Below are 12,188 nucleotides of genomic sequence, written 5' to 3'. Positions count from 1 at the left end.
GGAGCACCGGATCAGCTCGGTCACGGGCGCCCGTCCCCGTCCTTGGCCAGTGGCGCGGCCTGCGTGGTCTCCGCGCCGTCCTTGGACTCGTCCACCGGCTCGGAGACCACGTCGTGCTCGCCGACCTCGACGGTCTCGTCGGGCTTCTCGTCCGGCTTCTCATCGACGGAGGCCTCCATGACGGCGGCGGCCTCCTCGGCCGCTGCGGTCTCGGCCGCTGTGCTTTCGGCCGCTGGGGCCTCGCCGTCGGAAGCCTCCGCCTGGGCCTGCTCGTCCGGAGCGGCCTCCGGGGCCGGCTCGCCGTCGCCCGACGGGATCCGCCACTCCGGGTCCTCCGGCGCCCGCCGCAGGTCCGGCGTGCTGTCCCAGGACACCGTGGCGCCGCTCACCTCCACGGGATCGCCGGACTCCGGCAGCTCGCGCGCCACCGCCGGGGCTTCTGGGGCGTGGTCGGTACGCAGCCCCGCCCCGGGCGCGGCGTAGATCTCCTGGCGCGCGTGCAACCGGCTCGACAGCAGCTCGGAGACCCGCTGCTCCAGCACCGCGATCCGCGTGTCACGCGCGCTGATCGCGTTGGCGGCCCTGCGCAGGGTCTCGTCGACGCTCGCCGTGTGATAGCCGACCAGATTGACCGGAAGTTGGAGCGCCATGAAGTCGACCGCCGTCAACTGTCCGGGCTCGGGCAGGTCGAGAGGCGGCACATCCGGCGGGAACTCGGTCAGCTCACCGCCCCTACCGAGGGAGACCAAGACCACACACGCCAAGATGGCGATGGCGGCGATGGCGAGAATGACCAGCACATTGGCATCGTACTCACACCATCGGGGCATGAGGTCCCGCACTTGCCGCAGTCCGTGCGTCTCCGGGCGGTGAGCGCGCCGGTCAGCCGACCGCCTCGCCGAGTTCGGCGACGCTGGGCCGGACCGGTTGCGGACGCGCCTCCAGGTGGGCGAACGCCTCCTCCACCGTGGAGGTCCACGAGATCGCGTCGAAGACGTCGGGCCGGGTGAAGCCCTCGTCGTACAGGTGGTTCATCAGCTGCTTGAGCGGGTCGTACAGACCCCAGGGGTCGAGGATCACCAGGGGCCGGTCGTGGATGCCGAGCACCCGCGCGGTCCAGATCTCGAAGAGCTCCTCCAGCGTGCCGATGCCGCCGGGCAGCACGAGGAACGCGTCGGAGCGGGCGTCCATGATCCCCTTGCGCTCGCGCATGTCGGTGGTGACGATCAGCTCGTCCGACTCCTCGTCCGCCACCTCGACGTCCACCAGCACCTGCGGGATCACGCCGATCGTGCGGCCACCGCCAGCCCGGACGGCCGAGCCGACCGCGCCCATGCAGGAGACCGTGGCGCCGCCGCTCACCAGGGTGTGACCCCGCTTGGCGAGCTCGGCGCCCACGTGTCCGGCCAGATCGATGTACTTCTTGTCGATGTTCAGGCTGGAGGCGCAGTAGACGCAGATATTCACATCCAGGAAGCCTACTGGGGCTCGGCGTACTGGACCGCGGCGGCTTCCAGCTCCTCTTCGCGCTGCCTGGAGCGGGCCAGGTCGGCGTCCACGATGATGCGCACGGCCTCGTCCACGTCGTCGGTGAGGGTGATCAGGTCGAGGTCCTGGGCGGCGATCTTGCCGGTGCCGAGCAGGGTGCTCTTGATCCAGTCGAGCAGCCCGCCCCAGAACTCCGAGCCCATCAGGACCACGGGGAAGGAGGTGACCTTGTGGGTCTGCACCAGCGTCAGCGCCTCGAACAGCTCATCCAGCGTGCCGAAGCCGCCGGGCAGGGCGATGAAGCCGCACGAGTACTTGACGAACATCGTCTTGCGCACGAAGAAGTAGCGGAACTCGATGCCGAGGTCGACATAGTCGTTCATGCTCTGCTCGAACGGGAGCTCGATGCCGAGCCCGACCGACATCGCGCCGTCCACCTCGCTCGCACCGCGGTTGGCGGCCTCCATGACGCCCGGGCCGCCGCCCGTGATCACCGCGTAGCCCGCCTCGGCCAGCGCCTGGCCGAGCGCGCGGCCCTGCCGGTAGTCGGGCGCCCCGTCCGCGGTGCGCGCCGAGCCGAAGACCGTGACCGCCGGCGGCAGCTCGGCGAGCTGACCGAACCCCTCCACGAACTCGGCCTGGATCCGCAGCACCCGCCACGGGTCCATGTGGACCCAGTCAGAGGACCCCTGGCGGGCGAGCAGGCGCTGGTCGTGCGTGGAGCTGGGCACCAGGCGGCCGCGTACGACCGCCTGGCCCTGACGGCGTTCAGGACGTGACTGTTCCATGTTGGTCACGCTAGCCCTCTTCGGGCGAGATGGGCGTCCTGAGCGCGAACACCGCAGGTCAGACCGGTGAACCCAGGCTCCAAAAAAACTTGGAAAAACCAGGGAACCGTATTTCGACCCCCCTGCGTCTAACTGCACGAGGGTGCTGCTCGGGACTGAAAGTGGTCTTCCCCGCCAAATGGCCGGCGAGGAAGGCCACTTTCATTTTGTGAGCCAGTTGAGCATGGCCCGCTCGCTCTCGACGATCTTCGACAGCGACACGTACTCGCCCTGCTGGTGCGCCAGGTTCGGATCCCCGGGACCGTAGTTCACGGCGGGCACCCCCAGCGCGGAGAAGCGGGCGACGTCCGTCCAGCCCAGCTTGGCGCGCGGCGTGCCGCCGACCGCCTCGGTGAAGGCCGCCGCCACCGGGTGCGTCAGCCCCGGCCTGGCCCCGGGCGCGGCGTCGACGAAGCTCACCTCGAACCCGTCGAAGACCTCGCGTACGTGCTCCTGCGCCTGCTCGATCGTCAGATCGGGAGCGAACCGGTAGTTGACGGACACCACGCACAGGTCGGGGATGACGTTGCCCGCGACCCCGCCCCGGACGCCGACCGCGTTCAGGCCCTCGTGGTATTCGAGGCCGTCGACCACCGGCAGCCGCGCCTCGTACGCGTTCAGCCTGGCCAGGACCGGCTCGATCCCGTGAATGGCGTTGACCCCGAACCACGACCTGGCGCTGTGGGCCCGCTTGCCCCTGACGGTGACCTCGGCGCGCAGCGTGCCCTGGCAGCCGCCCTCGATCGTCCCGTCGGTCGGCTCCATGAGCACCGCGAAGTCGGCCGCCAGCCAGTCGGGGTGGTCCCTGGCCACGCGGTTGAGGCCGTTGCGCTCGGCCTCGACCTCCTCGCAGTCGTAGAAGACGTACGTGACGTCCTGGTTGGGAGCGGGGACGGTGGCCGCCAGCTTGAGCGCGACCGCCACGCCGGCCTTCATGTCGGACGTGCCGCACCCGTAGAGGAGGTCGCCCTCCACCCGGCTGGGCAGGTTGCCGGCGATGGGGACGGTGTCGAGGTGCCCGGCGATCAGCACCCGCTCGGACCGGCCCAGCTCGGTGCGGGCCACGACCGTCTCGCCCGACCTGTCGACCTGCAGGTGCGGCAGCGCGGACAGCGCCCGCTCGACCGCGTCGGCCAGCGCCCGCTCGTCGCTGCTCACCGACTCGATGTCCACGATCGCCGCGGTCAGCGCGCGTACGTCCTGCGTGAGATCAAGCATCAGGTGTTCACTCCGTGTTCGCGCAGCACGTCGTTGAGCGCCGCCTTGTCGTGTCGCTGCCCCGGCTCCAGGCGCTTGAGCACCAGCACGCACGGCAGGCCGAACGTGCCGCCGGGGAACTCCTTCTGCCGGGTGCCGCCGACGGCCACGCACCACGCGGGGACGTGGCCGCGGGCCAGCTCCTCGCCGGTCTGCACGTCGATCACCGGGATCGAGCCGGACAGGATCGTCCCGGCGCCGACGACCGCGCCCTCGCCGACCCGGGCTCCTTCGACGATCATCGAGCGGCTGCCGATCAGCGCGCCGTCCCCGACGACGACCGGCACGGCGTTGGGCGGCTCCAGCACGCCGCCGATGCCCGCCCCGCCCGACAGGTGGACGTTCTTCCCGATCTGCGCGCACGAGCCGACGGTGGCCCAGGTGTCCACCATGGTCCCCTCGTCCACGTACGCGCCGATGTTCGTGAACGACGGCATCAGCACCACCCCGGGCGCCAGGTACGAGCCCCAGCGGGCGATCGCGCCGGGCACCACGCGCACGCCGTCGAGCGAACTCTTGAGCGGGACCCGGTCGTGGTGCTGGAAGTCGCCCACCTGCGAGCGCGCCATGCCGAGCACCTTGAAGCTGAGCAGGATGGCCCGTTTGGCGCGTTCGTCCACGACCACCTCGCCACCCTCCAGGCGCGCGGCCCTGGCCTCGCCCCTGTCGAGCAGGTCGACGGCGCCGACGATCAGCCGGCGCGCCTCGGCGTCGGCCGGCGACAGCTCCGTCCGGCGCTCCCACAACTCGTCCACCACCGGGGAAATCGGTGAGGTGGTGCTCACGTCACTCATGGCCACGGAGCTTATCCGCCACGGGTAGGTTCTTCAGGGTGCGCCTGCGCTTCTCCCGTGGAGTCATCACCATCGCGATCATCGTCGTCGTGCTCGCCGTGGGCATCTCCGTGGGGCTCTTCCACCTGCTGAAGAAGACCAAGCCGCTGGCGGTGGCGCCGGCGCCGCACTGCACCGTGCGCACCCCGCTCGGCGAGCGCGAGCTCGACTTCGAGCAGGCCGAGATCTCCGCCACCATCGCGGCCGTCGCGGCCCGCCGCCGGCTGCCCGAGCGGGCCGTCGTGATCGCGTACGCCACGGCGCTGCAGGAATCCAAGGTCTACAACCTCGACTACGGCGACCGTGACTCGGTGGGCGTGTTCCAGCAGCGGGAGTCGCAGGGCTGGGGCACCAAGAAGCAGCTCATGGACCCCGTCTACGCCACGAACAAGTTCTTCGCCGCGCTGGAGAAGGTCAAGAACTACCGCAAGATCCCGGTGGCCGAAGCGGCCCAGGAGGTGCAGCGCTCGGCGGGCGGCTACGCGTACGCGCAGCACGAGACGGAGGCCAAACTGCTCGCCGCCGCCTTCACCGGGCGTGTCCCGCGCGCCGTCCACTGCTGGTACCCACCGGCCAAGAAGACCCCGGCGCCGCAGCCCCGTACCGCCGAGGCCCGCAAGCAGCTGGCCAGGGCTCTCGGCAGCACGGCCGTCACCTCGGAGCGGCGCGGCTGGCTGATCGCCGCCTGGTCGGTGTCCTTCTCGCAGAAGTACACGCTGCGCCAGGTCGGGTACGCGGGGGCGACGTGGAAGAACGACGTCAAGCTCGAGAACTGGCAGACCGCCGGCAAGGCCGGCACCACCCAGGTCGAGCTCTCCTGAGCAGGGTCAGGAGGCGCGGCGGACGATGGTGATCGAGCCCGGCGGCAGGGGCTGGGCGTAACTGGCCGTCCACGACTGCCCCTGGATGCGTTCGAACGACAGCAGCCGCCCGTCCGAGGCGCGATAGTCCGCGAAGTCCAGCAGGCCCCGGTCAGGATGGCCGGTGTCGCCCTCGCTCCGGAACGCCGCCGTGCCCCGCTCGATCGGGGAGAACTCCACGCCTTCCATCACCAGCGTGCTCTTGGCCGGGACCATCCCCTGCGTGGGCACGTCCGTCCAGAGCTGGACCTCCAGATGGGGCGTATCACCCTCGTGCGCCTCGACGGAGAGCCACTGGAAGCGGCGGGCGCTGTCCCGGAGGAGGTATTCGATCCACTGCTGTCCCTGCCAGGAGACGAACAACGCGCCGAGCACCCGGCGGGGAGATCCATGCACCTCGATCCGGTCGCCGACCCGGATCGTGCGAGGGTCGGTGTAGTCGGTGCCGGCATGCCCGGGCGCGCTCACCGGCGCCGGCAGCGGGGTCTCGATGGGGGCGACCTCGACCGGCGGCGCGCTGGTACGGCCCTTCCTGTCCTGCCGCATGGTGGCCAGAAAAGCCCCAAGCAACAGAAGGACGGTGGCGATGCTCAGCCCGAGTACGACCATGGAGGTCATGCTCATCGATCAGCTCGCTCCACTCGCGGTCTGCCTCGGCAAAAGCCCTTATCAATTTATGCGTGTCAGCCGGATTGCCCGGCTATGACGCGCGATCCTACTGGAGGCGGCGCACCGCCGCACCGATCCGCTCATCAGTCGCGGTAACCGCGATGCGGATGTGCCGCTCACCTGCCGATCCGTAGAACTCGCCGGGCGCGACCAAAATGCCGATTTCGGAAAGCTTCCCGACCTGATCCCAGGCGCTCTGCCCGTTCGACGCCCAGAAGTAGAGACCGGCCGTCGAATGGTCGATGTGCCACCCCGCCCGCTCCAGCGCGGGCCGCAGCAGGGCACGGCGGGCGGCGTACCGTTCGCGCTGCAGGTCGGCGTGCTCGTCGTCGCCGAACGCGACCGTCATGGCGGCCTGTACGGGCTGGGGCATGATCATGCCGGCGTGCTTGCGCGTCTCCAGCAGCCGCTTGACCAGGACGGGATCTCCCGTCACGAACCCGGCGCGGTAGCCGGCCAGGTTGGAGCGCTTGGAGAGCGAGTGGACCGCGAGCAACCCCTCGTGGGAGCCACCGCAGACGTCGGGATGGAGGATCGAGATCGGCTCCTCTTCCCAGCCGAGCTCGATGTAGCACTCGTCGGAGGCCACGACGGCGCCGCGCTCACGGGCCCAGGAGACCACCTTGCGCAGGTGTTCGGCGGGCAGCACCCGGCCCGTGGGGTTACCCGGGGAGTTGACCCAGATGAGGTCGACGCGCTCGGGACCGAGCGCGAGCGTGCTGTCGGAGGCCGTGCCCACCGCCCCGGCCAGCCGGGCGCCCACGTCGTAGGTGGGGTAGGCCAGCTCGGGGAAGACCACCCGCCCGGCGCCCAGGTAGGTGGGCAGCCAGGCGACGAACTCCTTGGAGCCGATCAGCGGGAGCACGTCCTGCTGATCGACGGAGACGCCGTGCCTGCGCCGCAGCCACCCGGCCGCCGCCTCGCGCAGCACCTTGGTGCCGTGCGTGAACGGGTAGCCGGGGCTGTCGGCCGCCTGCGCGAGAGCGTCCTGGACGATCTGCGGCACGGGATCGACCGGCGTGCCGATCGAGAGATCGACGATGCCGTCGGGATGTGCGAGCGCGCGCTCCTTGTACGGCTCCAGCCGGTCCCAGGGGAAGTCGGGCAACTTGTTCACGGTTCTCCAGGGTTGTGCGTGCCGTACTCAAAAAGCGCACGCCGACGGGGCGCATCCGGCCCGGATGCCCCCGTACCCGGCGCGACAGGATCGGCTAGTGGTCCTCACCCTGCGGCGGCAGGGCGGCCACCACCGGGTGGTCCTTGTCGATCTTCCCGACCTTCGAGGCGCCACCGGGCGAGCCGAGGTCTTCGAAGAAGTCCACGTTCGCCTTGTAGAAGTCCTTCCACTGCTCGGGAAGGTCGTCCTCATAGAAAATCGCCTCGACGGGGCATACAGGCTCACACGCGCCGCAGTCCACGCACTCGTCGGGGTGGATGTAAAGCATGCGCTCGCCCTCGTAGATGCAATCGACGGGGCACTCCTCGATGCACGCCTTGTCCAGGACGTCCACGCAAGGCTGCGCGATGACGTAGGTCACCTCGAGCTCCTTCTTCTCCGCACCATGGCATGTCTCTGACCGCGGTTTGCTACGCCCTAGTATTGCCGTGCTTGCCAGCTGGCCGAAACGGAGGGTGGCAAAGTCGTGGCCGCACGTCTCATCATCGCGATCACAAGTCAGGATATAGGGGCACGCATCACCACCCGTAGGCGCGTTCCCGGGGGATTTCGAGATGCGGTGGGCATCCTCGTGTCGTGGGAGAACGGACTACTCAAAGTTCGCAAACGAGACGGCACTGTGGTGGAGATCCCGGAGGAGACGCTGGTGGCCGCCAAGGTCGTTCCGGCCGCGCCTCCTCGACCTGAACGAATGTAACGGTAAGTATTCGTTGTGTGACTGTACGTACCTGCGCCGCCGCAGCAGCCATCCTCGCCAGCGCCGGATGCGGCGCGTCGTCCACCCACTCCACCTCTTCCCAGCCCAAGAACCTGCCGCCGGTCAACGTCCAGGCGAGCTCCATGAAGGCCGGCTTCGCCACCATGGACCGGCTGGTCGAGGCCGCCAAGCGTGAGGGCCGGCTCAACGTGATCGCGCTGCCCCACGACTGGGTGAACTACGGCGAGATCATCGAGACGTTCGCCGACAAGTACGGGCTCAAGGTCAACGAACTGGAGCCGGCCGCCGGCAGCAAGCGCGAGCTCGACGCCGCCGCGCAGCTCAAGCCCGACGTCTTCGACCTGACCCTGGACGTGGCCGTCTCCGGGGCCGACCGGTTCGCCCCGTACAAGGTGCAGGGCTGGCAGGACCTGCCCGACGACGTCAAGGACCCGTCCGGCGCCTGGTACGCCGCCTACGGCGGCTTCATGTCCATCGGGTACGACCCGCGCGAGGTCAAGCCCCCCGCCTCCTTCGCCGACCTGCTCAATCCCGGCTACCGGGTCGCGCTCGACGGCGACCCGCTGCGCTCGGACGGGGCGTTCGACGGCGTGATGGCCGCCTCCATGCGCTCGGGCGTGCCGCAGCCGTCGCAGGGGGTGGCGCTGTTCGCCAAGCTCAAGCAGGCCGGGCGGCTCACCGACCTGGCCAAGGCCAACACGGTCATCGCCTGGGACCACCTGAACGCGGCCCGCAGCGCCGCCCACTCCGACGCGTGGAAGGTCACGATCCCCAAGGACGCGCCGCTCGGCGGCTTCCACATGCAGGCCATCAGCAAGGCGGCCCCGCATCCGGCCGCGGCCCGTCTCTGGCAGGAGTTCCTGTTCTCGAACGAGGGCCAGAACCTCTTCCAGAAGGGTTTCGCCCGCCCGGCGCGCAGCGAGGCGATGCTCATGAAGGGCACGCTCGACGCCGAGCAGGCCGCGAAACTTCCCAAGGCTCCGGGCCCGCCGGTCCTCATGACAATCCCGCAGGCAGACGCGGCGAAGGCGTATCTCAGCCGGGAATGGACGAAGAGTGTCGGATGAGTCCGATGTGACTTGATATGTCGTAGGGACGTTCAGGCTCTAAAGTGAGCAGACAGCACGGCCAGGGGGGCCCGTTGTCTGATCGAATGTGAGCTGATCGTCTTGCGATATGACACACCGAGCTTGGAGCGGTGGAACAGTCGCGCCTACGACAGCAGCTTCGGCTACGTCTCCACTCAGGGCGCGCCGCTGGTCGACCTGCTGGATCCGCGGCCCGGCGAGCGGGTGCTCGACCTCGGCTGCGGCACGGGCGTGCTCACCTCGCAGATCGCCTTCAGGGGCGCGGACGTGCTGGGCATCGACGGCTCCCCCGCGATGATCGAGAAGGCCCTCGCGCAGTACCCGGGGATCAACTTCATCGTCGGCGACGGGCACGACTTCAACGTCGTGAACCCGTACGACGCGGTGTTCTCCAACGCGGCGCTGCACTGGATGAGCCGCGACCCCGGGCTGGTGATCGCGCGCGTGCGCGAGGCGCTGACGCCCGGCGGGCGTTTCGTCGCCGAAATGGGCGGGGCCGGCAACTGCGCCGAGCTGACCGCCGCGATGCTGACGGCCTGGCGCGAGTACGGCCTGCGCGAACCCGATCTTCCGTGGTACTTTCCCTCGCCTGCCGAGTACGCCCGCCGCCTCGAGCGGGAGGGGTTCGTGGTCAGGCTGCTGGAATACTTCGACCGGCCGACCCCCCTGGACGAGTGCCCCGGCGGGGCCGCCGACTGGGTGCGCATGTTCGCCTCGTCGGTGCTCGAAGGACTCCCGCCGGAGATCGTGGAGCCCCTGCTTCATCGTGTGAACGAGTTGGCCGCGCCCGCGCTTCGCAGGGAGACTGGCTGGATGGCCGACTACGTGCGTCTACGCTTTGCCGCCGTTCGGCGTTGATGCGTTGTACATGATGCGTAGGGCTGATTTGCCGGACTATGGTCTGTTCCGTGGGCGGCGAGATTATGGCTGCACCGCTGCGGCGGCGGCGTGAGGGGCTGGTGAACGGAACGGGATGAACTTCTGCCTGAGCGACCTCGTACCACCGTTGAGGTGGAGCGACGCCACGACGATCACGCTGCTCACCGGGCAGCCGGAGCTGCCCGACGCGTGGTGGCGCAGTCTGCCCATACCGCACGTCCTGGCGGCCATCGGCCCCGAGTCGTTGGGCGAGCTGCTGACGGAGATCGCCCTGGAGCACTGGCCCGCTGCGGCGGTGGGTGACGTCCTGCCGGCGCTGTACGTGCTGGACCCGGAGGAGGCCGACGAGCCCGCCGTCGCGATCGCCCTCGACCGGGCCGGATCGTGGGCCGGGCTGCTGAAGCTGACCAGCAGGGAGCTGGTGGACCAGCCCTTCATCCAGGCCCGTCCGGTGCTGAACACGCTGTTCTCGGCGGTCCTGGTACGCCTGGCGCACCCGCGGACGGCCGAGCCCGCGCACCCGGCGCCGGTTCCCGCCGCGAGCGAGCAGGCGGCGTCGGCCGAGCACCCGCCCGCCGCGGTGGCCGAGCCCGCGCTCGTCCCCGCCGACGCGCCGTCGTCGCATTCCGCTGAGGAGCCGGCCCCCGAGCCGGTCGAGGAGCCCGACCCCGTGGTCCGGTTCGCCGCCGTCGGGTCGGTGATCGACGACCCCGAGCCCGTCGCCCACTTCGTCCCCGCAGGGTCCGTCATCGACGACCCCGAACCCGACGAGGACGCGGCCGCTCCCGAGCCCGCGGAGGCCCCGCACGCCGCCGAGGCCGAGCGCCCGGCGGACGAGGAGGCCGTGGCGTCCCACGAGGGCGCACCCGAGGACGTCGCTCCCCAAGATGACGAGCCCCAGGCCGTCGCGCCGCACGAGGGCACGCCGGAGGACGCCGAGGCACACGAGGACGTGCCCGAGACCGCCACTCCGCAGGAGGACGCCTCCGAGGCCGTCGCTTCGCACGAAGGCGCGCCCGAGGCCGACGCTCCCCACCAGGACGAACCCCAGCAGGACGCGCCCGAGGCCGCCTCGCATGAGGAGGCACCCGAGGCCGTCGCCTCGCACGAGAGCGAGCCCGAGGGCGTCGCTTCGGAGCAGGGCGCGGCCGAGGTCGCTGAGCCGGTGCCGGCCGCCGACGCCGAGCCGGTCGCCGACGAGGCGCCCGCCCCTGAGCCGCAACCTGAACCGCAGCCCGAGCCGCAGTCCGTGCTCGACGCCGCCGAGGAGCCCGAGCCCGCTCCCGAACCGGCCGCCCAGGAGGCGCCCGAGCCGGAGCCCGCCCAGGCGATCGCCCCCGAGCAGGAGCCCGCCCCGTCGCAGGGGCAGCTGCCGGACCTCATCGAGGCCGCGTTCGCCGGGCTCGACGACAAGAGCTGGGCCGTGGCCCAGAACCGCGTCTTCACCGACGAGCCCTCCGCCGTGGACCAGCTGGCCAAGCTCTTCGCCGTCCCCCCGGCCGAGATCTCCGCCACCGAGGACGAGCTCCGTACCCGCCTCGACCACTGGCTGACGAGCGAGGAGGCGGCCCCGTACCGGGCCCATCTGGAGGAGTTGCGCAGGACCCTGGGACCGGCCGCCCACAAGGAGCAGCTCATCGGCGCGGCCGAATGGCACAACGTGGAGATCCGCGCTCTGGAGGTCCCGGCCTGGCAGTTCGTGCTGGCGACGCTGTCCCCCCAGCCGCAGCCCCAGTTGCAGCCGCAGTCGGCGTTCGGCTCGCCCCAGATGCCGCCGCCCTCTCCCCCGGGCCCGCCGCAGTTCCAGGCGTTCACCCCGGCCCCCTCGCAGGTGGAGGAGGCCAACGGCGACTCCGGGGAGCACAAGCCGTACCAGCCGCTGAAGGACGTCTCGCAGACCAGGCGCTGCTTCAGGCAGCCGGACGGACGCTGGTGGCTGCGCATCGACGTGACGGCCGAGCAACTGGGCGGCGGCGAGTGCACGCTGCCGACGGGGTTCGCCTCCTACCTGGGCCTGTCCCCCGGTGAGAGCCGGACGGTCAGGAGCGCCGCGGGCGAGCTGACCATGACGTGGCACGGCAAGCCGGTGCTCGAATCCATCGAACGCCTCCTGGTGGACGTGGGCGCGCGAGAGGGCGGGCACCTGTTCCTGACGCTGTCGGACGAGGGCGTGCTCAGGGCCCGGCACCTCCCGGTCGCCGCACAGGGCGCCGAGAAGATCACCAAGGCGCTCCGGCTGGTCGGGTACACGGCCCCCGGCGGCACCCGAGATCAGGCGGCCAGGGTGATCGCCACCAGGATCGGCATGACGGGACCGGTCGCGCTCCCCGACCTGCTCACCAGGCTCCGCGAACGCGGGGACCGCGACCTGCTCGCCCTCCTGGACTGAGCC

The 12,188-nt window shown here is 70.4% G+C and carries 13 protein-coding genes; 5 read left to right on the top strand and 8 right to left on the bottom strand.

Annotation, left to right across the window (positions count from 1 at the left end):
• Nucleotides 1-20: 20 nt before the first annotated feature.
• From ACWDRB_RS13490 to ACWDRB_RS13470, 5 genes are all read right to left on the bottom strand, one after another.
• Nucleotides 21-800: a hypothetical protein gene (locus ACWDRB_RS13490; RefSeq protein ID WP_449893574.1), complete on the bottom strand. Its 780-nt coding sequence runs from the start codon at nucleotides 798-800 to the stop codon at nucleotides 21-23.
• 82 nt (nucleotides 801-882) lie between these two features.
• Nucleotides 883-1,467: an LOG family protein gene (locus ACWDRB_RS13485; RefSeq protein WP_350725504.1), complete on the bottom strand. Its 585-nt coding sequence runs from the start codon at nucleotides 1,465-1,467 to the stop codon at nucleotides 883-885.
• A gap of 11 nt (nucleotides 1,468-1,478) precedes the next feature.
• Nucleotides 1,479-2,276 (bottom strand): LOG family protein, encoded by a 798-nt coding sequence (locus ACWDRB_RS13480; protein WP_355197193.1) that lies wholly within the window; start codon nucleotides 2,274-2,276, stop codon nucleotides 1,479-1,481.
• Nucleotides 2,277-2,477: 201 nt separating this feature from the next.
• A complete protein-coding gene (gene dapE, locus ACWDRB_RS13475; RefSeq protein WP_449893571.1) occupies nucleotides 2,478-3,533 on the bottom strand; it encodes a succinyl-diaminopimelate desuccinylase in 1,056 nt (351 codons plus the stop codon).
• A complete protein-coding gene (locus tag ACWDRB_RS13470) occupies nucleotides 3,533-4,366 on the bottom strand; it encodes a 2,3,4,5-tetrahydropyridine-2,6-dicarboxylate N-succinyltransferase (protein WP_449893569.1) in 834 nt (277 codons plus the stop codon). Before ACWDRB_RS13470 ends, dapE begins: the two co-directional genes overlap by 1 nt.
• A gap of 38 nt (nucleotides 4,367-4,404) precedes the next feature.
• Between ACWDRB_RS13470 and ACWDRB_RS13465 the strand changes: the two genes are divergently transcribed.
• On the top strand, nucleotides 4,405-5,226 hold the full coding sequence (locus ACWDRB_RS13465; protein ID WP_449893567.1) for a hypothetical protein: 822 nt from the start codon (nucleotides 4,405-4,407) through the stop codon (nucleotides 5,224-5,226).
• 6 nt (nucleotides 5,227-5,232) lie between these two features.
• On the opposite strand, the gene ACWDRB_RS13460 is transcribed toward ACWDRB_RS13465, so the two are convergent.
• The 3 genes from ACWDRB_RS13460 to fdxA all read right to left on the bottom strand — a co-directional run bounded on the left by ACWDRB_RS13460 (nucleotide 5,233) and on the right by fdxA (nucleotide 7,472).
• Nucleotides 5,233-5,889: a DUF4178 domain-containing protein gene (locus ACWDRB_RS13460; RefSeq protein ID WP_449893564.1), complete on the bottom strand. Its 657-nt coding sequence runs from the start codon at nucleotides 5,887-5,889 to the stop codon at nucleotides 5,233-5,235.
• A 91-nt stretch (nucleotides 5,890-5,980) separates the two neighbouring features.
• A complete protein-coding gene (dapC, locus tag ACWDRB_RS13455) occupies nucleotides 5,981-7,051 on the bottom strand; it encodes a succinyldiaminopimelate transaminase (RefSeq protein ID WP_449893562.1) in 1,071 nt (356 codons plus the stop codon).
• Between the two features lie 94 nt (nucleotides 7,052-7,145).
• Complete coding sequence (gene fdxA, locus ACWDRB_RS13450; RefSeq protein WP_080047500.1) at nucleotides 7,146-7,472, bottom strand: ferredoxin; 327 nt, start codon at nucleotides 7,470-7,472, stop codon at nucleotides 7,146-7,148.
• 105 nt (nucleotides 7,473-7,577) lie between these two features.
• Between fdxA and ACWDRB_RS13445 the strand changes: the two genes are divergently transcribed.
• The 4 genes from ACWDRB_RS13445 to ACWDRB_RS13430 all read left to right on the top strand — a co-directional run bounded on the left by ACWDRB_RS13445 (nucleotide 7,578) and on the right by ACWDRB_RS13430 (nucleotide 12,185).
• Complete coding sequence (locus ACWDRB_RS13445; protein WP_192787934.1) at nucleotides 7,578-7,808, top strand: putative acetyltransferase; 231 nt, start codon at nucleotides 7,578-7,580, stop codon at nucleotides 7,806-7,808.
• 17 nt (nucleotides 7,809-7,825) lie between these two features.
• Nucleotides 7,826-8,896, top strand: coding sequence for an ABC transporter substrate-binding protein (locus ACWDRB_RS13440; protein WP_449893559.1), 1,071 nt, complete (start codon nucleotides 7,826-7,828; stop codon nucleotides 8,894-8,896).
• A gap of 102 nt (nucleotides 8,897-8,998) precedes the next feature.
• Nucleotides 8,999-9,775 carry a class I SAM-dependent methyltransferase gene (locus ACWDRB_RS13435; RefSeq protein ID WP_449893556.1) on the top strand — a complete coding sequence of 259 codons (777 nt, stop codon included), beginning with the start codon at nucleotides 8,999-9,001 and terminating at the stop codon, nucleotides 9,773-9,775.
• Between the two features lie 115 nt (nucleotides 9,776-9,890).
• Entirely contained in the window at nucleotides 9,891-12,185 is a 2,295-nt protein-coding gene (locus ACWDRB_RS13430; RefSeq protein WP_449893554.1) for a hypothetical protein, read from the top strand.
• Nucleotides 12,186-12,188 lie beyond the last annotated feature (3 nt).

The organism is Nonomuraea sp. NPDC003707 (assembly GCF_053587055.1).
This window is presented reverse-complemented; position numbering and strand designations above follow the sequence as displayed.